19 protein-coding genes are annotated in these 20,211 nt (G+C 60.4%); 10 read left to right on the forward strand and 9 right to left on the reverse strand.

The features are described from left to right. Window positions 1-31: 31 nt before the first annotated feature. On the forward strand, window positions 32-1,291 hold the full coding sequence (locus AAFP29_RS07860) for a glycosyltransferase (protein ID WP_419216781.1): 1,260 nt from the start codon (window positions 32-34) through the stop codon (window positions 1,289-1,291). Between the two features lie 120 nt (window positions 1,292-1,411). On the opposite strand, the gene AAFP29_RS07865 is transcribed toward AAFP29_RS07860, so the two are convergent. Further along, window positions 1,412-3,721 carry a DNA polymerase III subunit gamma and tau gene (locus AAFP29_RS07865; protein WP_419216782.1) on the reverse strand — a complete coding sequence of 770 codons (2,310 nt, stop codon included), beginning with the start codon at window positions 3,719-3,721 and terminating at the stop codon, window positions 1,412-1,414. A 146-nt stretch (window positions 3,722-3,867) separates the two neighbouring features. On the opposite strand from AAFP29_RS07865, the gene AAFP29_RS07870 reads away from it, so the two are divergent. Further along, window positions 3,868-5,436, forward strand: a complete 1,569-nt coding sequence (locus AAFP29_RS07870) for a flavin-containing monooxygenase (RefSeq protein ID WP_419216783.1) — start codon at window positions 3,868-3,870, stop codon at window positions 5,434-5,436. Window positions 5,437-5,538: 102 nt separating this feature from the next. On the opposite strand, the gene AAFP29_RS07875 is transcribed toward AAFP29_RS07870, so the two are convergent. The 5 genes from AAFP29_RS07875 to AAFP29_RS07895 form a co-directional block, all read right to left on the reverse strand. Continuing rightward, a complete protein-coding gene (locus AAFP29_RS07875) occupies window positions 5,539-5,748 on the reverse strand; it encodes a DUF3263 domain-containing protein (RefSeq protein WP_419216784.1) in 210 nt (69 codons plus the stop codon). 275 nt (window positions 5,749-6,023) lie between these two features. After that, the gene (locus tag AAFP29_RS07880; RefSeq protein ID WP_419216785.1) at window positions 6,024-7,304 is read right to left on the reverse strand and encodes an ABC1 kinase family protein; all 1,281 of its coding nucleotides are present in this window, start codon (window positions 7,302-7,304) and stop codon (window positions 6,024-6,026) included. 95 nt (window positions 7,305-7,399) lie between these two features. Next, window positions 7,400-8,071 carry an MOSC domain-containing protein gene (locus AAFP29_RS07885; RefSeq protein WP_419216786.1) on the reverse strand — a complete coding sequence of 224 codons (672 nt, stop codon included), beginning with the start codon at window positions 8,069-8,071 and terminating at the stop codon, window positions 7,400-7,402. Beyond that, the gene (locus AAFP29_RS07890) at window positions 8,071-8,556 is read right to left on the reverse strand and encodes a hypothetical protein (protein ID WP_419216787.1); all 486 of its coding nucleotides are present in this window, start codon (window positions 8,554-8,556) and stop codon (window positions 8,071-8,073) included. Before AAFP29_RS07890 ends, AAFP29_RS07885 begins: the two co-directional genes overlap by 1 nt. A gap of 50 nt (window positions 8,557-8,606) precedes the next feature. Continuing rightward, window positions 8,607-9,227 (reverse strand): TIGR03085 family metal-binding protein, encoded by a 621-nt coding sequence (locus AAFP29_RS07895; RefSeq protein ID WP_419216788.1) that lies wholly within the window; start codon window positions 9,225-9,227, stop codon window positions 8,607-8,609. Window positions 9,228-9,467: 240 nt separating this feature from the next. On the opposite strand from AAFP29_RS07895, the gene AAFP29_RS07900 reads away from it, so the two are divergent. Further along, entirely contained in the window at window positions 9,468-9,911 is a 444-nt protein-coding gene (locus AAFP29_RS07900; RefSeq protein ID WP_419216789.1) for a hypothetical protein, read from the forward strand. Then, window positions 9,911-10,555, forward strand: coding sequence for a class I SAM-dependent methyltransferase (locus tag AAFP29_RS07905; protein WP_419216790.1), 645 nt, complete (start codon window positions 9,911-9,913; stop codon window positions 10,553-10,555). The genes AAFP29_RS07900 and AAFP29_RS07905 overlap by 1 nt, the downstream gene beginning before the upstream one ends. Before the next feature lie 392 nt (window positions 10,556-10,947). Here the strand turns inward: AAFP29_RS07905 and AAFP29_RS07910 are convergent, their stop codons facing one another. Then, window positions 10,948-11,541 carry an SRPBCC family protein gene (locus tag AAFP29_RS07910; RefSeq protein WP_419216791.1) on the reverse strand — a complete coding sequence of 198 codons (594 nt, stop codon included), beginning with the start codon at window positions 11,539-11,541 and terminating at the stop codon, window positions 10,948-10,950. Window positions 11,542-11,928: 387 nt separating this feature from the next. Between AAFP29_RS07910 and AAFP29_RS07915 the strand changes: the two genes are divergently transcribed. The 6 genes from AAFP29_RS07915 to AAFP29_RS07940 all read left to right on the forward strand — a co-directional run bounded on the left by AAFP29_RS07915 (window position 11,929) and on the right by AAFP29_RS07940 (window position 18,764). Further along, window positions 11,929-13,863, forward strand: a complete 1,935-nt coding sequence (locus AAFP29_RS07915; protein ID WP_419216792.1) for a CocE/NonD family hydrolase — start codon at window positions 11,929-11,931, stop codon at window positions 13,861-13,863. Then, complete coding sequence (locus AAFP29_RS07920) at window positions 13,860-14,768, forward strand: SDR family NAD(P)-dependent oxidoreductase (protein WP_419216793.1); 909 nt, start codon at window positions 13,860-13,862, stop codon at window positions 14,766-14,768. Before AAFP29_RS07915 ends, AAFP29_RS07920 begins: the two co-directional genes overlap by 4 nt. Next, on the forward strand, window positions 14,765-15,220 hold the full coding sequence (locus AAFP29_RS07925) for a nitroreductase/quinone reductase family protein (RefSeq protein WP_419216794.1): 456 nt from the start codon (window positions 14,765-14,767) through the stop codon (window positions 15,218-15,220). The genes AAFP29_RS07920 and AAFP29_RS07925 overlap by 4 nt, the downstream gene beginning before the upstream one ends. Before the next feature lie 5 nt (window positions 15,221-15,225). Continuing rightward, window positions 15,226-16,161 carry an SDR family NAD(P)-dependent oxidoreductase gene (locus AAFP29_RS07930; RefSeq protein WP_419216795.1) on the forward strand — a complete coding sequence of 312 codons (936 nt, stop codon included), beginning with the start codon at window positions 15,226-15,228 and terminating at the stop codon, window positions 16,159-16,161. A 19-nt stretch (window positions 16,162-16,180) separates the two neighbouring features. After that, window positions 16,181-17,119 (forward strand): SDR family NAD(P)-dependent oxidoreductase, encoded by a 939-nt coding sequence (locus tag AAFP29_RS07935; RefSeq protein WP_419216796.1) that lies wholly within the window; start codon window positions 16,181-16,183, stop codon window positions 17,117-17,119. Between the two features lie 196 nt (window positions 17,120-17,315). Continuing rightward, window positions 17,316-18,764: an ABC1 kinase family protein gene (locus AAFP29_RS07940; protein WP_419216797.1), complete on the forward strand. Its 1,449-nt coding sequence runs from the start codon at window positions 17,316-17,318 to the stop codon at window positions 18,762-18,764. A gap of 25 nt (window positions 18,765-18,789) precedes the next feature. Here the strand turns inward: AAFP29_RS07940 and AAFP29_RS07945 are convergent, their stop codons facing one another. Continuing rightward, window positions 18,790-19,233, reverse strand: a complete 444-nt coding sequence (locus tag AAFP29_RS07945) for a helix-turn-helix domain-containing protein (protein WP_419216798.1) — start codon at window positions 19,231-19,233, stop codon at window positions 18,790-18,792. Window positions 19,234-19,327: 94 nt separating this feature from the next. Then, window positions 19,328-20,197, reverse strand: a complete 870-nt coding sequence (locus tag AAFP29_RS07950; RefSeq protein WP_419216799.1) for a hypothetical protein — start codon at window positions 20,195-20,197, stop codon at window positions 19,328-19,330. Window positions 20,198-20,211: the final 14 nt, after the last annotated feature.

Here is a 20,211-nt window from a genome sequence, read left to right on the forward strand (position 1 = left end):
CCAATCCCGCACGACGAAACGGAAGCAAGACATGGCCGACATCATCATCGCCGCCTACGGCTCACGCGGCGACATCCTGCCGCTCACCGACTTCGGTGTCCGCCTCATCCGAGCCGGACACCACGTAGTCATGACCGCACCTACCGAGTTGGCCGGCGAAGTGCGTGATCTCGGAATAGACGTGCGGCCCATCGACTTCACGCTCGAGGCCGATATCGACATGGAAAGACTCGATCCACTCAAGACAGCTCGTCAGATGGTTATGCCCGCGGGTATGAAACAACTCGGCGACAACCTACTCGAAGCGCTGTCCGACGTGCCAGCCGATCTGATCGTGCTGTCGCCATTCGCCGAACTGGCCGGACATCCGTTGGCTGAGAGTCGGAGCATTCCGGCCATTGGCGCACGGCTGCAACCGATTTCGGCCACGCGCGAATATCCGCCCACGCTGGTCGGCGCATGGTCTGCCGGCGGGTATCTCAACCGCCGCGCCGGTCGACAAGCCGCGTCGTGGCTAGATCGCCTGTACGGCAAGACAATTGCCGGATTTCGCGATCGCTTGAACCTCCCCGCAAAGCCGGTCCAACTCATGCGCCGCGAACGAACCGCGGCGAATTGGCCCATCGTGCACGGCTACTCGCCCGCCGTTCTCCCGCGTCCCGCCGATTGGCGCACCGGGATCGACGTCGCCGGCTACTGGTGGCCACCCTCCACCGATTGGGAAGCGCCCGAGGATCTAGCCGCCTTCCTCAGCTCGGGAGAACCACCGGTATTCGTCGGGTTGGGATCGTTGATGGTGAAGACGAGCGAAGCAAATCGATTATCCGATGTCATCGGCTCCGCATTGGCAAAGGTCGGGGTGCGCGGCATCGTGCAGGCCGGCGGCGCCGGTCTGGTCGCTGACGGTCCGGATCTGATAGCCATCGGGGCTGCCCCCTACGACTGGCTGTTTCCGCGAGTGGCCGCGGTCGCACACTCGTGTGGGGCGGGTACCACCGCGTCGGCACTACGGGCCGGGCTGCCTACTGTCGGGATCCCCTCCCCCGGCGGTGACCAACCCTTCTGGGCCAAGCGGTTACGCCACCTCGGTGCCAGTCCAGCGTCGTTGCCGCGGCCGAAGCTGAAAGTCGACCCACTGGCCCGCGCCGTCGACGCCGCCCTCAACGACCCGACGTACCGTGTTGCGGCACAGGGGCTTGCGGCGCGGGTCAACGCCGAGGACGGTGGCGGAGCGATGGTACGGACGATCGAACACACCATCGACATCGGCCGTCGTCGCGGGGACGACTAGAAATTCATACCCCAGCCAGTCCGACAATCGAACGGGAATCGCCGTGGCGGTCAGCGAAGCACTCATGCATCACATCGCCTTTAACGCACTATTCGTCGTCGCCACACCGACTGGTTGACCTCACTCAAGCGGTCGTGCGCCCAACTCGGACTTCAATAGGTCCATCGCGACCTGTTCGGGGTCCAGGCGTGCATCTGGCCCGCTCGATTTGACCTGTTCCACCATCTCGTCGCGTTCCGCGTCGGTCAGCTCTTCGTCAGGAGTCGGCGGTTCGGGTGGCGGAGAAGGCTCCTCGGGCTCCGGCGGGAGTTCCGACGGCGCGGCACCAGAGTCCTTCTGGCGGTCGCCGTTTGCGCCCTGACTCGGCCGAGAAAACGTTTGACGCCGCGTCGCCGCCTGCTGCGGGCCAGCCTGTGCGCCACTGTTCACCGGTGCCGCCGTGCCCTGAGGGACATGTACCGTCCGCACATCGAGTTCGACGCCGAACACTTGACGCAACGAATCACGGATGATCGTCACCGCATGCGACGCCGACAACCTACCGACCAGCACTTCCACTGGGTGACCGAGGATAACGGTGCGGTCGTGGAGGTCGTGGATCATTGCCGCGGAAAGCATGGGCTCAAGGCTCTTGGACCTGTCCCGTACCGCTTCGCGCACTTCTTGATAGCGCTTGCGCATCTCGTCGACGTCGAGGCCCCCGGTAGCTGGCTCCGCCTCGGGCCGCCGTGAACTCCCCTGCGCGGCAATCGGTTCACGTTCTGGAGGGGACAGGTCATCGTCGACCGGTTCATCCGGGAGCGGAACATCGTCAACGATCGGCGGCCCAGCTGGCTGGTCATCACGCCGGCGAGCGACCTCCGGGCGAGTCGGCGTCGGCGGAGTCGGGGGCGGTGATTGTGCCGCCGGCTCGGACGTCGACGAGGCAGGCGCGGATGGCTTGTGCTCCGATTCCGCGGTCGTGGTCGCCGACTCTTCGACCGGGATCTGGACCTCTGGGCCGACTGAAAGTTGCGCTGTCTGTGGCGTCGCCGCCTGCGACTCCAACTCAGGCGACTGCGGAAGGCTATCCGTATTCGGTTGCGTAGCAGCCGAATACGAGGAATCTTCCGGTTCGGATGTCGAGTCTGTCGACCGACGTTGCGACGGGCGGACGAAACGCGGCGCGGGCTCATCGGCGGCAGGGGCCGACGGAGTCAGCTGGGTCGCGGCACCAGATCCGGCATCGACACTGCTTGGCACAGCGGCACTGCTTGGCACAGCAGCACGGGGCGCGGCGACCACGCCGGCTTCCAGCCGTTCCAATCGCTGCAGTAGCGCTGTGTCTTCGAGTGACGCGGCCGGCAGGAGCATTCGTGCACACATCACCTCGAGCAATAGCCGCGGCGACGTAGTGCCGCGCATTTCTCCCAACGCGGCATGCACAGTTTCGGCGAACCGGGTGAGCGCGGCCGGGCCGAGCGTCTCGATCTGCCCACGCATCCGGTCGAGCTGATCTCCGGGCGCCTCGACGAGACCTCGGTCGACTGCGTCCGGCACTGCTTGGAGCAGGATCAGATCCCGGAGACGTTCCAGAAGGTCCACGGCGAATCGTCGCGGGTCGTGACCCGCATCAACGACGCGTTCCACCGTTCCGAACAACTGCCCACCATCCGCTGCGGCCAGTCCGTCGATGGCATCGTCGATCAGCGCGACATCGGTGACGCCGAGCAGGGAAAGGGCACGCTCGTAGGTGACGCCGCCATCGCCCGAGCCGGCCAACAATTGGTCCAAGATACTCAACGAGTCGCGGGGCGATCCGCCGCCGGACCTGATGACCAGCGGGTACACCTCGGGAGCGACGGCGACCCCCTCGCTGGCACAGATTTTCTCCAGCAACCCGCGCATCACCGGCGGGGCGAGCAGCCGGAACGGATAGTGATGGGTGCGCGATCGAATGGTCGGCAGCACCTTCTCGGGTTCGGTGGTGGCGAAGATGAATATCAGGTGTTCTGGCGGCTCCTCAACGATCTTGAGCAGCGCGTTGAAACCGGCGTTGGTGACCATATGGGCCTCGTCCACGATGAACACGCGATAGCGCGATTCACTCGGCGCGTAGAAGGCGCGGTCGCGGAGTTCACGGGTGTCATCGACGCCGCCGTGACTAGCCGCATCGAGTTCGATGACGTCCAGATTGCCCGGGCCGCCAGGTGCCAGCGCCACACACGAGCCGCAGACCCCACACGGCGTCGAGGTTGGTCCCTGCGCGCAGTTCAGCGAACGCGCGAGTATTCGCGCCGACGACGTCTTGCCACAACCACGAGGTCCTGAGAACAGGTAGGCGTGGTTTATCCGGCCGGTGTCGAGTGCACGACCGAGCGGGGCGGTGACGTGCTCTTGACCGACGACCTCGGCGAATGTTGCCGGACGGTAGGTGCGATAGAGAGCCACGCATCGAGACTACCGATAGGTGCTGACAGACCGTGGGGCGACCGACTTGTCCTCGCCGGTCGAACGCCTGGGACCAATAGCTTTCATTACTGTCTGAGACAGACTACAGTCGGTGTCAGTTCAAGTTGAATCAGAGAGGACTTCGAATGTCACCCGACACTCCGCAATACGAGGTCGTGATCGTCGGCGCCGGTTTCGGTGGCCTGGGCGCCGCGATCAGACTTCAGCGCATCGGCGTCAACAACGTATTGATCCTTGAGAAGCACGCTGGCGTCGGCGGATGCTGGTGGGCGAACACCTACCCCGGCGTCGCGGTGGACGTGCCGTCCCTCGTGTACAGCTTCTCGTTCGAACAGCGAACCGACTGGTCGCGTGTATTCGCGCCAGGTGCCGAATTGAAGGAATACGCGCAGGACCTCGTCGATAAATACGGGCTCGCGGCCAAACTTCGCCTGAACACGAACTGTAAAGGCGGCGAGTGGGACGAAGAAAACCACCTGTGGCGAATCCACACTGACAACGGTGACACCTTCACCACCCGCTTCGTCATCGGCGCGGTCGGAGGTATCGAGATTCCCCGACTTCCGGACGTCCCCGAGATCGAGTCATTCGGCGGCAAGTTCATGCATTCCTCGCAGTGGGACCACGATTATCAGCTGGAAGGCAAGAAGGTCGCGGTAATCGGCACCGGCGCTTCGGCCTTGCAGCTCATTCCCGAGGTCGCCAAGATGGCCGGACATCTCACCGTGTTCCAGCGACGCGGCATCTGGGCCGCACCGAAGCCAGACTGGAAGGTTGGACCGGTCACGCAGTTCGTACTGGACCTGACGGTGCTGCGTAAGGTGGTCCGGTTCGTCGCGGGCGGCGTGATCTCCATAGGCGTCGGCGGCGGTGTGCAGCTGGCTCAGCCGTGGATGCTCCGCTTCGCGACCTTCTTCGCCAAACGCGCGCAAACGGCGTGGATTTGGGCCAACGTCGGTTTCGACGTCGATCTGGCCAACCAGCTGACACCCAACTACCCGATCGGCTGCAAGCGACCATCGGTGTCGAACAAGTACTTTCCAACCTTCAAACGCCCCAACGTCAAACTCGTGACCGAACTGATCACCAGAGGTGACAAGAAGGGCCTGGTCACAGGGAAGAACGATCTTCACGAGTTCGACGCCATCATTTGCGCGACGGGATTCCAGGTCGCCGAGGCGGACTCCTTCGCTCCCTTCCGAGTGGTCGGCTCCAACGGAATCGTCCTTCACGAGTACTGGAAGGAAAACCGTTTGCAGGCGTACCAGGGCGTATCAATGCCGAACTTTCCGAACGCATTCCTGACCACCGGTCCATACGGATATGCGCCAAGTAGCTACCACTCCTACATCGAGGCGGCGTGCGCCCATATCGTGCGTGCGATCGGCGAAGCCGACAAGCGTAAGGCGACTCGGGTCGAGATCCGGCAGGAAGTACACGACGAGTACTGGCACCGCTGCACCGACAAGGTGGAGAAGACCGGATACAAGTCGGTGTGCCAATCGTCGAACACCTTCTATATCAACAGCCAGGGCGACTCCGCCCTGGTGCGGCCCGAAGGCCAGTTCACGATGTGGTGGGAGAATCGTTTCTACGACAAGGACGTCTATACCTATCAGAAGCAGCCTGCGACGGCCGATGCTCCGACGAAGCCAGCCGTGAAGAACAAGGAAACGGCCGCTACCGGCGCATAATCACAGTTGTTATCCAAGAAAGGCACGATGCGGGAATCTTCAGGACGCCCGTATCGTGCCTTTTCAGAACATTTGGCACCGTCGTCGAAGATGTAGTCGGAGCTATTTGCACCGGAGTCGTCGCACTGCGACCGCTTCAATAGTCGATGCGATAGTGGGATCAAGTTTCCTCATGGTGAGAGCTTCACGAAGCCGCCGGAAGTATTCATGCTCACTGATCCCGAACTGCACAAGTATGTCCTCATCGCTGCCGCCACCATAGGGCGCCCACCGACGGGCGAAGTCGATGAGCTCGTCAGCGTAGTCAGTCACCGATGTTCCCGCCCGTAGGGACCGCGCTTCTTCACATATTGGGCCGCGCTATCAACTGATTTCTCGGTCAAACCACACAATGAGCCGCCCAGCTGAATACCAAATAGGCACACCAAGCCGAGGATCAACACTAGCCCGGTGACTAGTATCCGGACGCCGTTCATGACATCCAATAAGGCGCGGAATAGCCGACTCCCCAGCCGAATCAATACTTTGTCGGATTCTGAACTAAGTTGATCAACCATACTATCTCTTGTCATCGCTTACATTACTCATTAGCTGCCCGTTACTGAGTAACCCGGCAGCCATCTCTCCAAGAGCGACTCGAACTCCACCTGGACACCCAGTTGCGCACAGATGCCGATGACACCAGCGCCCACCCGCCCCAGCATCGGCAGTTGTTCTGCATCCGCACTGGGCAGCGAGAATGCGAGCGCGTTTGACAGCGACAAATTTTCGACGTTCATCGCTCGGCTACTATATTCCTGAAGCAGCTCTCGTGAGACAAAGATGCTGCCGCCTTTGAGCTGGTCGATCAGCGGGCCCCAGATACGCAACGGCGGAGCTAAGTCAATAGGTGCGTTCGGCTTGAGAAATCCCTCCCTCCGGAGAATTTCCACCACCTCGTCATAATTCTCTTTCATCCCCTCACGAGCAATATCTCCAAAATACTTTGGATAACCTCCCGGTATTTCGATGGATGCACCGAAGTCTATGATTCCGAGCCGCCCGTCTGGCAGGAGTTGAAAATTGCCCGGATGCGGATCACAGTGGACTAGCCCGAATCGTTCGGGTGAGGATATGGCGAACTCGATAAGCAGATTTCCGGCTCTATTGCGCTCGTCCGCGGTACCCGATTGGATCACCTTGGTCAGCGGCGTGCCCTCCATCCATTCTGACACCATTACCCGCGGCGAACTGGCAACGAGTTTCGGTACGAAGAATTTGGGATCGTCGGCGGTTAGCTCTTTCGCGAATCTGCGCTGGTAGTCCGACTCGATACGATAGTCGAGCTCATCAGCGGTGCTGGCGATAAACTCGTCCACCAGGCTCTTGAAATTGATTCCGGGCAGCAACGCGCCGAACGCACCCGAAAACATCTGGAACATCTTCAGGTCGGCCATCAGTGCCTCTTCGGCACCCGGATACTGAACCTTTACCGCGACCTTGCGACCATCGGACCACACCGCGCGATGAACTTGGCCGATACTCGCCGCAGCCATGGGCTGATCGTCAAACTGTGTGAAGCGCGAACGCCATTTGCTGCCCAGCTGTTGGGTCAGCATACGGTGGGTAGCCGCAGTCTCCATTGGCGGAGCGCCAGCCTGTAGCCGGGTCAGCGCGTCCCGATACTGCGCCATGAATCGGTCGGGAACCGCGGCTTCGGCCACGCTGAGCGCTTGGCCGACTTTCATCGCGCCTCCCTTAAGCTCGCCAAGCACCGCAAAGACCTGCTCAGCTGCTTCGTTGATCAATTTGTCGTCGATCTCGCCTTGCTCGGCACCCCTGAGAGCTTTGGCCCCCAACGAAGTCGCCCGCTGCACCATGATGGCCATCGGCAATCTCGCGACTTTCGCCGATCGGGTAAGCCCCCTGATTCTGCTGCCGGGCATATGATTCCCTCCAGGTTGAGACGAAAAAGAATGTCGTACTAAGACAATGCGGGTTTGCGTCGACTCTGTTTCAGCCGCTTAGTCGCTTCCGCCAGTACCTCAGGCACGATTTCTGGATCGGCGATCAGGCTCGCCAAATTCTCGGCACTCGCCGTCCTACCGAAAAAGTCACGAATCGTGACCTGGTGGTCCGGCGGATCGAGCACCTCGACAGAATCGCCGGCCTGGATGGCGGCCGGCACGACAACGCGAAGATAGGCACCAATATCACCCTGCTCAGCGAACCGGCGCACCCACTTGCTCTCGCCCGCCCATCGGCCAAAAACGATGCACGGCACGCGTGGAAGGGTCACTTCCAATACCAAGCCACTGGAGAAGACCCATCGCTCGCCGATTACAGCGTCAGAGACCGCTATGCCACGGATGCGCAGGTTCTCACCGAACCAGCCTGGACTGAGGTGCCGACCCAATTCCTTCTCCCAGCGTTCGGCTTCCGCCGCGGAATACGCATACACCGCCTTGGCGAGGCCTCCGTGGTCTCGGGTGTTACTGACCTTGTCTCCCCGTAAACCAAATTCAGTCACCGTGACTTCACCAGCCACTGGCCGCTTGTCGATCGAGGTACGGCCAAATGGACCTACAATCGGACGCTCGTCATGGACGACACACACTGCTTCGACGGTGCCGATCATTGTCCGAGCGGCAGACATCAGCGAGTACGCCACAGCCCGAATGTCCAGCCGACCTTGACGATCAGCGAGAAGATCGGTTGCGCTATCGCGTTGATCAGATGGAGCTGAACGTCTGGGAAGAATTTTGGAGCCAACGCGAATGTATACGTGAGCGCACTTCGGTCCGGCCCGAGGTCGTCGACCGTAAGCTTCTCCGCGATCGCGCGGGCACCAGGCACTGGAACTTCGCCGATGTAGAAAGCCAGCTCCTTGTTCTTCTCGTACCGCGTCACGAACTCATTGCTAAGAAGGAACGGCCCGAGCGTGAGTTTCCGGCGCGCGCCCGGTCCGTTCGGTTCAGAATTCTGCCACCTCGCCGAAATCACCGGGATCCACTCGAACGACTCAACCAGCTCCCACAGCCGTTCGGCCGGCACCGGAAACTCAGCACGACCACGCGCGATCAGCGGTGCGGTCTCATAGAAGTCCGACGAGGCGTCGATTTCCTCCGGATGGAATGGCATATGCCTACCCTTCTTGGATAATGCCTAGAATTTCTGTCTCAGACAGAATATCAGACGGCGCGGGCCGCCGAGTCCAGCAATGCGATATCCCCGATATCTCCGGAGTAGTCCAATTCGACGCTATTGCGGCCCAGCGCGTGTAACAACAGTTCAGAGGGCTCGCCCAGCAGTCGCACAGTCGACGGCCGAAAGGGTTTCGCGACGAACCGCGGCCCACCCCGGACCGCGACGACCACCCGAACCGGCGACTGGCGATAGGTGAACAGACCGACCACCAGAAAGAGCGATAGCCAGCACTGTTCGCCTACACTGAGCTGCCGCGGCCGCCAACCATCCTGCGCACGTCGAACATCTTCGTGATGGACGAACATCTCCAGGCCGTTAACCAGAGCGTCGGCCCAGGACATCGGCGACCACCATGGGGCTCCGCCATCCAGTTTCGCGAGCATCGAGTCCCAGTCCTGCGATGCGATCTGATTCTGCACCCTTCTGGTCCGCCCCGCGAAGAACGGAAGCAGGATACCCGCGGCGGAATCGAGTCGGCGCTCCCTCAGCAGTAGGTGCGCAAGGAGGTCGCGGGCGGTCCATCCTTCGCACAACGTCGGGGCATCGGGGCCGACCGCTCTCATCGTCACCACCAGCGCGGCGCGTTCTCTACTCGCGAAGCTCATGCCAACCCTTCATATCTGACGTGGCGAATCCATCTCAGACAGTTAGGGTACTGCACCGCAGGCATCCGTTCCGCGCTTCATCGAATATTCAGGAGCTGAAGATCTTCACCTTACCCCTCCTGTCTCAGTCAGTTAGTGCTACTGTCGAGCAACCGGCGTGGCGAGGAAGACTCCACCACCTTTAGGCCGGGGCCCAGGTTGTATCGACCTGGACGATCGCGAAATGAGGTGGCAAACCAAATGCGTAAACGACGGCGACAGGCAGCGAGTCAGGCCCTTATCGCCGGAAAGACTCCGAAACATCCAGTGGTCATCCATAGCTACCCGCCCGACAGCCTTAAGGCCAGGTTGTTCGGACTGGGTCTCGCGAGCACGGGAGCAGCACATTTCACCGCCCCCAAAGCGTTCGACCCACTGACAGCGAAGGCGTTCCCGGAGCGGACCAGGCGCTGGACGTACCGCAATGGTCTCACTGAACTGGCACTCGGGTTGGCCATCACCTCGCGTCACACTCGCCCATTGGGCACCGTGGGCCTGGCCGCGTACACAGCGTTTCTCGCCGGCAGGCGCACAAAAGCGAGCAATGCGTCGCCACCCCATCCTGCCGCCGAGATTCCAGCGATCGCACCCGAGGCAACATCCGACGACGAGCGTGCACAAGAACAGACGGAGGTAGCAACCTAGTGACCACAACACAACAACGAGGGTTCAACGGGCTGATAACCCGCTTCTTTGACGTTGCCGCCAAGGCATATGACCTAGGCCCTCTGCAACGCGTCGTATATCGACCGCCCCACGACGACGTGCTCGCCCAACTCCGCAAGCACGGAGTTGGTAGCGTGGCCGATATTGGTTGCGGCACAGGCATTTTCACCACGCGAATCCAGCAGGAACTCGGGCTCGATACCGTATACGGCATCGATGCGTCACGCGGGATGCTTGCCAGGGGGCGTGCACGCACCGACAAGGTCGACTGGCGGGAAGGGCCAGCCGAGGCACTGCCGCTGCCAGACGCCTCGGTTGACGCGGTGATTACCACCACGGCATTCCATTTCTTCGATCAACCTCGGGCGCTAGCGGAATACAGCAGGGTTCTCAAGCCCAACGGCATCATCGCGATATCGGCGATCAATCCGAAAGGTTTCCTAGTTCGCCCGATGCAACGGATAACGTTACTGCCGATAATTCCGGCGCACGCGGCGTCGCCATCACAGATGTGCGAGATGATCACCGCCAGAGGATTCGAAATCGTAGAGCAGCGCCCAATCAAACGGCCACTCTATAGCCGGCTCGTGCCCGACGTATTGACTGTAGCGAGGATTAGATAATCCGGGGTAAGTGCGGCGGGGAAAGACCCAGCGGTCTTTCCCTGCTTCTATTTGTGCCACTTTAGACAGATTCGCCTTGCCCCCGTATTACTCGACATAGCAATGGGGAGGAGGACTGATCGTCCTCCTCCCCATTCTCGCGCTGAGCGGGCGCCTACCCTCTCCGCAAAGTGCGCGCACCCCTCGACGCGCGCACCACAGCTACCCCTCGACCATCTTCCATCCGACCTGTGACCATATGCATATTTCTCAGCCTCAGTGCTATTGCGCCCGGCCTGCGGGGAAGGTCGGTGAGCAGTTCGAGTGCCTGCAAGACCCAAGCTGACTCGATTAAGCCGGCCGACCTGATCTCCAAATAGGGCGGGCGCTGCGAACATTGGGTCGTCACGACGTCAGATCCTTGTCTCAAGACCGCGAATACCGGCTTTCATGAACGGCCGGACCAGTGGTGCCGCCAGTTTCAGCGGCAGTAGTCCCCCGAACCTCGGTTGCGCGGCAATGGTCCACGTCACCGTGGTCCCGGTCTCGGTGGGCGTCAAAACGTACTCTTCGGCGAAGGATTTGATCACCAGGGGCAGAGAAACCCTGGTGCCCTGGACCGTCACGCGCTGATTGGCATCCCACCGGGTAACTTCCTCGGCCGCCGCGACCAATTTGCCATCGAAGAGCCTGGCGGCTCCGACACCCCGCGCGTCATTGGTATACCGGATGCCGTCGATCAACGGAATCCAGGAGAAGACACCGTTGCTGTTAAGCGCGGCCCACACCTTCTCCGGTGCGTGATTAAAGGTCCGCTCCGCAGATACGACGAACGATGCTTTGGTCGCGAAGAAATCGTCGACCTCCGACGCCGGGACTGGCTTAAGCAGACTCCCACCACCGTCCAGCACCCCCTTGGCCCGCTTCCTCAGTAAGAAAAGACCACACAGGGCGAACAAACCGCCAATAGCGACTACAACAATACCGACGACGATTAGCGTCACCATCACCCGAGCTCCTTTACTTGATCTGATGTCGAATGCCCGGCCGAGCAATCGCACTATTCTTCTCATTTGTCCTCCAGATACCTAACGAATTACGACGATCGGGTGTGTCGCGTTGGTTGCTATGAATACGCGAAGGGTGGATCTATCGGGGGCCGGGTCATTTATGGTCGCGGCTGCCATCGCGCCTCCTTCTGCGATCAGCGGGTCTGCGTCGCGGTCTCGTCGCGGCACTTCCGGGTCCGAAGTGCTGCCATCACCGACGAAGGTACACCGTCTGGGACAGTGGTGGAAGTCTGGACTATTTTCGTCACACCGGCCTATGCTGTCTGGGACAGTAGGGCTGGACTCGACCACGGTCGTAGTCCCGAAGGAGAGGAGCCAACCCGAATGACCCAACCGGAATCACCAATGGCAGACGCGGAAGCTGTCGTCTCACCGACGACACGGTTCGACATAGGACCTCGGAAATACCCGCGCCGGTACGTAGATCGCGGCGCCGCGATCCGCCTCAGTGACGGAACCGTGCTATCCGCGGATGTCACCAGACCGGCAACCGCACGCGGTAAGCCCGTGCCAGACCCCCTTCCGACGGTCGTGACATTCACTCCCTACAACAAGATGGCGATCTCGCGGGGCGCGCCACTTTTCGACCTCGCAGATCAGCTCGGCCCGCTGGTCAGCCGAGTGGTCGGACCGACGACCACTGGCCGAGCCGGACCACGCGAACTCATCAGGGCACTCGGTGGTGGCGGTACCGATGTGCTGCGCGCGAGCCAGACGCTGGTATCCCGTGGCTACGCCTACGTCATGATCGATGTGCGTGGAACCGGTTCGTCGACCGGTGTCATGGAGATGTTCAGCGAGCGCGAGCAGCAGGATTCGATCGAAGCGCTCGAATGGGTTCGCAACCAGCCGTGGTGCAACGGGGACCTCGCGCTGTCTGGGATTTCTTACAGCGCCATCGTGGCGCTGCAAGCTGCGGGCAATCAGCCGGCGGGACTCAAGGCGGTATTCGCGGTTGAGGGGTCCGCGGATGTCGCCAAAGACTGGATTCAGACCGGCGGCGCGCAATCGGTCTTTACCATCGGCTGGCTTGCAGTGGTCAACTTCGCGAAATGGGCACCTTCGATTCCGGCCCTCCTTCGAGCCAAAGTTGTCAGGCGATTCATCGGCGACCGCTTGCGCAGTCCGTTGACAATGCTCGGCACCATCCTCGGTATGGCGGTGAAGGAAGACCACATCGAGAGCTACTACAACGCCGATGCCGAAAAGCGGCCACCGAAGATCGAGGACATCACCGCCCCCACCTGGATCCACGGTGGCTGGCACGACATCTTCGCGCGGTCGAACACCGAAATGTTCGAGCGCCTCAATCTGGCCGGCGGCGCCAAGCAGTTGGTGATCGATGATGCTTATCACCTCAATCCGGGCGCCGGTTTTGGTACCGATAATCATCCGCAGCGACTCGACGAACTCCAATGTGCCTTCTTCGACCGTTGGCTCAACAGCCGAGCGAACGGTATCGACTCCTATGGCCCTGTCACGCTTCGCGAACTCGGAACCGGAGAGTGGATCACCTCGTCGGCATTCCCCGACCCACAGGCGCGAATCGAGCGGTGGTACCTCTCCGGCCAAGCCAGCGGAGCAGCATGCCATGCCGCTATCGACGGATCACTTGGTCCCGCGAAGACGACCGAACGGATTCAGCTCGAACTGCCCAGACGCGGTATCGGCTTTCAGTCCTACGCGACGAATGTGACCGCGATGGGCGCGCTTTCGATGCTGGGCAAGCGATGGTTCTCCGACAATCGCGCTTCAGAGGCCGGGTCGGTGACATTCACCAGCCAGCCACTGACCAACGACGTACATCTGTCCGGCTATCTCACTCTGCACCTGCGAGTACTCGCGCACGGTGCGGAAGCCTTCTGGGCGGTCACCGTGTGCGATGTCGCGCCCGACGAAAGCTCGGCGGTCCTCACTGCCGGCGCGCTGCGGTCGACTAGACGAGCGGTCGACGAGATCGCGAGCCTACGTGTCAACGGCCAACTGATTCGTCCGGAGCACCCGCTGACCGAACTGTCGTTGCTTCCGGTAATTCCGGACGAGCCCCACGAACTGGATATCGAGCTCAACGCGACCGCGGCATTGGTGGCGGCCGGCCACCGGCTGCGCGTCGCGATCACGCGAACCAGTTGGCCGCGGCACCTGTTGGGTCCCAAGGTGACCAAGCACATCAAAGGCCAGGCGATCGTAATCGATCCACTACACCCCAGCTGGCTCAGCTTTCAGGCCGTAGCCGAGACCGGAGAGCAGATCTCGTGAAAACCGCGATTGTTACCGGTGCCGCATCCGGCATCGGAATGGGATACGCAACCGTCCTGGCTGAACGCGGATTCTATGTTCTGGTCACCGATGTCGACCAGATCGGCGCCGAGCGGGTAGCTGCCGACCTCAATAGCCGAGGGGCCGGGCAGGCAGAAGCCAGGAAACTCGACGTCACCGACGCCTCTGCGGTCGCGCAGGTCGTCAATGACGTCAAGCGCGCACACGGTCGGCTCGACATGATCTTCAACAACGCGGGAATCGGCATCGGCGGTCCGACCGATGAACTCGAGGTCGCGCACTGGCAGAAGGCCGGCGACGTGATGATCATGGGCGTCGCATACGGAGTTGACGCGGCTTACCGAATCATGGTGGAACAGGGATTCGGTCATATCGTCAATACGGCGTCGATGGCGGGCATGGTGCCGCTGGCGTATATGGCGCCGTACAACATGGCAAAACATGCCGTTGTCGGTATGAGTCTTTCGCTCCGTGGTGAAGCAGCGGCCCATGGCGTCAAAGTGACCTGTGTCTGTCCAATCGCGGTAAACACCAATATCGTCCGAAACCTCAATTCAGGCCTGGGGGAGACCGACGAGACCCGGATCGCGAGTAAAGGCTACGACTTGCTCAAGCCGATCGCCGACCACGTTCCCGAGTTCATCGTGGCCAGCCCTGTCGGGCATGCGCGGGCAGTTCTGAAGGGATGCGATCGAAACCGAGCCCTGGTGATCAAACCGTGGTTCGGGCGGCAGGCGTGGTGGATGCAGCGGGCGTTCCCGCTTCTCACGGTGCGGGTCAGTTCGATCTACACGCGGCTCGCGATGATATTTCGCAAACCCGCCGTCAGCCTCGGGAAAGCGGTATTGCGCGTCCCAGACCAAGAAAAGGAGATCGCTCAATGAGCGCAATTTCGTCCGTATGGGACAACGGCCATCGAATTGGAGCACAGCTTCTCAATATTGTCACCGGTCCACTATTTCGATTCGGTCAGAAGATTGGGTACACCACGACGCTGCACGTCAAGTGGGTGGAGCTATACACCATCGGTCGAAAGACCGGACTTCGCCGCAAGTCGATCATGCCAAGCGTGCTGCACACTAAAGATCGCTTTGTGTTGGTCCCCACTTATGGCGGACACACTAAGTCGCCCGGTTGGGTGCACAACATAACGGCAAAACCAGAGATCGAAGTCGCGATGGACGGAAAGATCATCCCCATGCGCGGACATATCGCCGATGAATCCGAGCGTGAAGAAATCTGGGGGAAGCTAGTCGTTCGCAGCCTGGGGATCTACGCCGTATTGCAGGCAATAACCACTCGTAAAGTACAACTCATAATCCTGGAAAGGATCTGACTCTCATGACAAGCAAAATTCGAAATCCCCGGCTGGTGCTGATCACCGGTGCGGGCAGCGGGATCGGGCGGGCAACCGCACTACGATTCGGCAAAGCCGGATCCGAGGTGCTCTGCACCGACATTAACCTCGACACCGCGACCGAGTCCGCGGCCATGATCACCGCAGCTGGGGGAAACGCATCGGCACATCGCCTCGACGTCACCGATGACGACGCCTGGCAGGCGTTTGCTCAGCAGCTCCGCGACGACGGCAGGCTCGTGGAACTGCTTGTCAACAACGCTGGCGTTGGCGTCGTCGGCGCGTTCTTGGCACATTCGAAAGAAGATTGGGATCGCCAGATCGACGTGAACCTCAATGGTGTGGTCAACGGTTGTCGAGCGATGGCACCGCTGATGGTCGAGGCGCGACATGGACATATCGTGAATATTGCTTCGGTCGCGGCGTATACCCCGTTCGGGATGATGCCGTCCTACTGCGTGTCCAAAGCGTCAGTACGCATGTTTAGCGAATGCCTCCGTCTTGAGCTCGCCCCGCACAAGGTGGGCGTGAGCGTAATCTGCCCTGGGGCGGTCGCGACAAATATTGTCAAAAACTCGGAGTTCCACGGCGACGTTGGCATTGAAGACATGGATAACAAGAAGGAACTCGCCGGAGAGCTGGCCGTCAAATTCGGTCCGATCGTCCGTTCACCCAATCGTATCGCCTGGGCGATCGAACGCTCCGCCCGACGTAACCAAGCCGTTGTCCCTGTTCGGCCCGAAGCGTGGCTTGGCTATCTTGCCCACCGAGCCTCACCGACTTTGATGCGCGTCGTGATAGGCCAAGCCACACCCGCGCGTATCCGGCTGGCGGGCAGTATCGCTGACCGTCTGGTGTTCCGCAAAGCCGCCGAATTGTTGGCTCCCGTGTTCGCGCCGCAGTCAACCCCGGTCAAATAAACGGAAAGTAGGTAAAATCATGTTCGGAAAAGGCATAAAGAACCCTCGCCTCGTCCTTGTCACCGGCGCGGGCAGCGGCATCGGACGCGCAACTTCGCTACGATTCGCGAAGAAGGGCGCGACAATTCTGTCAACTGATATCAACGTCGAATCAGCTGCTGAGACGGTACGATTGATCGAGGAAAAGGGCGGTCGGGCGTTCTCCTACCGACTGGACGTCACCGACAACGACGCGTGGCACGCTCTCGCCAAACAGGTGGATTCGGAACACGGCACCCCAGATGTGATCGTTAATAATGCCGGGATGGGAATCGGTGGCGGATTCCTGGAGCACACCAAAGCCGACTGGGACTTTCAAATGGCGGTCAACCTCGACGGCGTCGTCAATGGATGCCGGGCGTTCGCGCCTCTCATGGTGGAAAAGAAGCACGGTCAGATCGTGAACATCTCATCGGGGTTGGCGTTTATCCCCTTCGCCCTGACACCGTCCTACTGCGTATCCAAAACTGCGGTGCGCATGTTCAGTGAGTGCCTCCGACAGGAACTCGCCCCGCACAAAGTCGGTGTCACGGCGATCTGTCCCGGAGTCGCAGCCACCAAGCTGCTTACTTCAGGCAAGGTCGTCTCGAAGACCGGGTTCGACGCGGAAGTACAGGACCGGGCACAGAAGGTCGTGGGTACCTTCGTGGAGAAAGTCGGCCCGCTCTTCGCGTCACCCGACTACATCGCGCGTGGCATCGTGCGCGCAACCAAATACAACGGCGGGGTTATTCCAGTTCGGCCCGAGTCATGGCTGGGCTACTGGGTCAGTCGAATCGCGCCCGGTGCCGTTCGACTTGTCGCCGGTCAATTGACGCCGAACCGCGCCAACGCAGTAGCCAACGTGGGTAACAACCTTGCCGCCGACAGTGTCGTCGACCGTGTACTCGCCGTGGCCGAGTCGGTGACGGGCGCATAGCGTCGCCCGCGCCTGTTCACGGAGCGAATCCCGTCGCGCGGCGCAACTGCATACGAGGCTCCCCGAACTTCAACAAGTCGGGGAGCCTCGCCAGTCAAGTGACATGGTCAACCGTCCCAGAAGGTTGGCTCAAACCGTCGATTCACCGCCTTTAGGTTGGTATCGTGGTCTGACCGGATACTGCCAAAGGAGTCTGATGTCCACTCAGCAACGCGACGGTGGCCGAGTGTTGCGAGTACTACGCGAACTAAATCCCAACGACGGCGCTTCGCGCCGCACCGCAAAAGTTGTCAAGATTCCCGCGGTATTCGCCGGCCGGCGAGCGGCTGGAGTGGTCAGACGAGCGTCCGGTCATTCGGCGCTCGATATTCAACGTGATATTCACGAGCGCACCGCTCAGCATATTTTCGAAGTACTAGGCGGACTCCGCGGCGTCGCGGCGAAAGTCGGCCAGATACTTTCGCTGTTCGATCGCGTGTTACCCCCTGAGCTTTCCGAGGCCTACGGAACAGCACTTGCCCAACTACAAGAATCCGCACCGATCATGCTTCCCGGAGTTGTCGACGAAGCATTGCGGACCAGCCTCGGACCGGAGTGGCATAACAGGTTTCTCGAGTTTGACATGGCTCACCCCAAGGCAGCATCTATCGGACAGGTCCACAAGGCGATATGGCATGACGGACGTCAGGTCGCGGTAAAGATTCAGTATCCCGACGCAAAACGCGCGATCGAAGCCGATCTCGCTCAATTGCGACTGCTATCGCTTGCCGTCACCGCAATGATGCCAGGTCTTGAGATGCGCCCGGTGGTCGACGAATTCTGCGATTGTATTATCGAGGAACTTGATTACGCTCATGAGGCGCAGAATCAAGCTATCTTCGCTGCCGCATATGCCGATGACCCCGATATTCTCATACCGCAAGTTATCGAGCAAACGGGTGATGTTTTGATCAGCGAGTGGATCGGCGGAACTTCGCTAACCTCGTTACTGGAACGCGGCGCCGCGCTGGCCGAGCGCAATCGAATCAGCACACAGATTATCCAGTTCAACATATGGAGCCAAAACCGATGTGGAATCCTTTACGGCGACGCCCATCCCGGAAATTACCGAATTCAGGCTGACGGCCGGCTGGGGGTCATTGACTTCGGCGCTTGCGCATCTCTCCCGGACGACTTCAACGAGATGATCGTGGATCTTGTGGATACTCTCCTCAACGGAGACATCACCGACCTCGCTGCAATGGTGCATCGTCGACGGTTCCTTAGCGAGGGTCGAGAACTCGACATCACCCGACTTAAGAAGACGTTGCTACCCTACCTCGAACCATTGCTGAAACCTGGTTTCGTCATCGACCAGGCATGGGTCCAGCAGCGCATCACCGAGGCTGTGGACCCCACCCTGTCGAATGTCTTTAGACAAACCACATTCCCACCGAACCTGATCGCGGGCGGGCGCACCGCGCTCGGCACCGTCGGACTTCTCGTTAAACTCAATCCCAGAATCTCACTCGACAACCTAGCCGTCGACTGGATACCCGGGCTTAAGCCAGTGCTTGCCCAGGCCGCGCGAAACGCCCATCGCGACGAGTCGACTCGAGACCATCTGAGGGTTATCGCGGGTGGCGACATATCCGCTGAAGAATAATAGTGCCCGGCCTGAACACGGCCGACTAGTCCGTTCTGGGCGAGTTGGTCAACTGGTGTTGATGAAGAATGTCGATTAGGGCTCGCAAACTCGCTCGATAATACTCAGGTAGCTCGCTGATCGCGGCGGCCATCCGATAGCACTCAATATTGTGAGTTCTTCGAGCATCAAACACGCGTTCGGCGGCGGACATTTCTGAGTGCTCCGTTTGGTAGCGTCTCGTAAAGTAGACAATGTCGATATCAAACGCCTCAGCAAGCGCGCGCACCGCGTTCAGGCTCGGCTCGTTCGCAGCACCACTTCGCAATTGAGAAAGATACGACTCTTTGACAGCGCGGAGATCCGGATCGATACGCCGGGCAATCTCGCTGGCTGTCACCGGAGTGCCGTCACCGCTAAAAGTATTGTCGAATAGTTCCGCGAGTAAGTTCGCGAAGGTCGGATGTGCCGAAACAGCCGAACCGGGCATGGACTTCCTCTCCGAGCTTCCGACGTCGTGCGTCGGATATCACGCCGGACCCCGCGGGGGTCCGAGCCGTCAAACGACTCGAACCCCGAGTCCGTTAGGGGGTAGGCGCAGGCGCGGCGGGCGCACCGGGAACAGGAACTCCGGTGCTATTCTGCGGACTCTGCACCGTCTGGTCGGCGGCCTGGTTCATTCCGTAGACCTTCCATGCCCCGTTGTCCCGCATCAGATCGACATACATCGCGGTCGCGACCGGTGTTGGTTTAGCCAGTTTGACCGACTGAACCGTCTGGTCCACCAGCGCGAGAATCCGGATTGACGAGGCAGTCTGTGACGAGATCGCGGCCTGGCTGACCTTGCCGACGATCTTCAATTGCGACGCCTTGATCACTTCACCGATGCCGCTTTGCACTGGCTGATACGAATCTCTAAAAGCACCCGTCGATCGCTCGGTCATCTGCTTGAACCACGGATCTAGGTTCGTGTAATCGATATTGTTGGCAGTCACAAGGAACGCTTTCGCGGCCGTCAGAGCGGCCGACCGGTCCTGTTCAGTCTGACGTTGCGCCGCAACCGTCCCCTCCAGATCATTGCCACGGTCAGACTCCTGCCAATACAAATAGCCCAGAACCGAAACCGCGACGAGAAAAGCGAGTCCGATCGCCACCACGCCCAAGAAGGGCACCCGCAGACCGTCCGCCGCCAACTTCGACAACCGCGAATCCGGGTCGTTTCTCGCCCCCTCGCGGCTAGCACCACGTATTCGCACGGCCCGACGAATTGTCCTTGGGGTGGTGTCTATCTCCAGATCCGCCACCGCCATGGCAGACTTCTCGGGCTGCGCTGCCGCGACATCCTGGTCCCTGACGTCAATTGCCCCGTCAGCCAGGACATCGGGTCGCGAGCTCTCCTCAACACCACTCCCGTCCCCTCCGGTCTTGTCGGACAGATCCGCAGGAGCTGACACGACCTCACTGTCGT

Source organism: Gordonia sp. CPCC 205333 (assembly GCF_048537885.1).
Lineage (GTDB): Bacteria > Actinomycetota > Actinomycetes > Mycobacteriales > Mycobacteriaceae > Gordonia.

Excerpts from the sequence above, each read along its gene's own strand:
- AAFP29_RS07860 (WP_419216781.1), top strand. The coding sequence starts at position 32 with ATGGCCGACATCATCATCGCCGCCTACGGCTCACGCGGCGACATCCTG.
- AAFP29_RS07870 (WP_419216783.1), top strand. The coding sequence starts at position 3,868 with ATGTCACCCGACACTCCGCAATACGAGGTCGTGATCGTCGGCGCCGGT.
- AAFP29_RS07880 (WP_419216785.1), bottom strand. The coding sequence starts at position 7,304 with ATGGCCATCATGGTGCAGCGGGCGACTTCGTTGGGGGCCAAAGCTCTC.
- AAFP29_RS07885 (WP_419216786.1), bottom strand. The coding sequence starts at position 8,071 with ATGTCTGCCGCTCGGACAATGATCGGCACCGTCGAAGCAGTGTGTGTC.
- AAFP29_RS07890 (WP_419216787.1), bottom strand. The coding sequence starts at position 8,556 with ATGCCATTCCATCCGGAGGAAATCGACGCCTCGTCGGACTTCTATGAG.
- AAFP29_RS07895 (WP_419216788.1), bottom strand. The coding sequence starts at position 9,227 with ATGAGCTTCGCGAGTAGAGAACGCGCCGCGCTGGTGGTGACGATGAGA.
- AAFP29_RS07900 (WP_419216789.1), top strand. The coding sequence starts at position 9,468 with ATGCGTAAACGACGGCGACAGGCAGCGAGTCAGGCCCTTATCGCCGGA.
- AAFP29_RS07910 (WP_419216791.1), bottom strand. The coding sequence starts at position 11,541 with ATGGTGACGCTAATCGTCGTCGGTATTGTTGTAGTCGCTATTGGCGGT.
- AAFP29_RS07915 (WP_419216792.1), top strand. The coding sequence starts at position 11,929 with ATGACCCAACCGGAATCACCAATGGCAGACGCGGAAGCTGTCGTCTCA.
- AAFP29_RS07925 (WP_419216794.1), top strand. The coding sequence starts at position 14,765 with ATGAGCGCAATTTCGTCCGTATGGGACAACGGCCATCGAATTGGAGCA.
- AAFP29_RS07930 (WP_419216795.1), top strand. The coding sequence starts at position 15,226 with ATGACAAGCAAAATTCGAAATCCCCGGCTGGTGCTGATCACCGGTGCG.
- AAFP29_RS07935 (WP_419216796.1), top strand. The coding sequence starts at position 16,181 with ATGTTCGGAAAAGGCATAAAGAACCCTCGCCTCGTCCTTGTCACCGGC.
- AAFP29_RS07940 (WP_419216797.1), top strand. The coding sequence starts at position 17,316 with ATGTCCACTCAGCAACGCGACGGTGGCCGAGTGTTGCGAGTACTACGC.
- AAFP29_RS07945 (WP_419216798.1), bottom strand. The coding sequence starts at position 19,233 with ATGCCCGGTTCGGCTGTTTCGGCACATCCGACCTTCGCGAACTTACTC.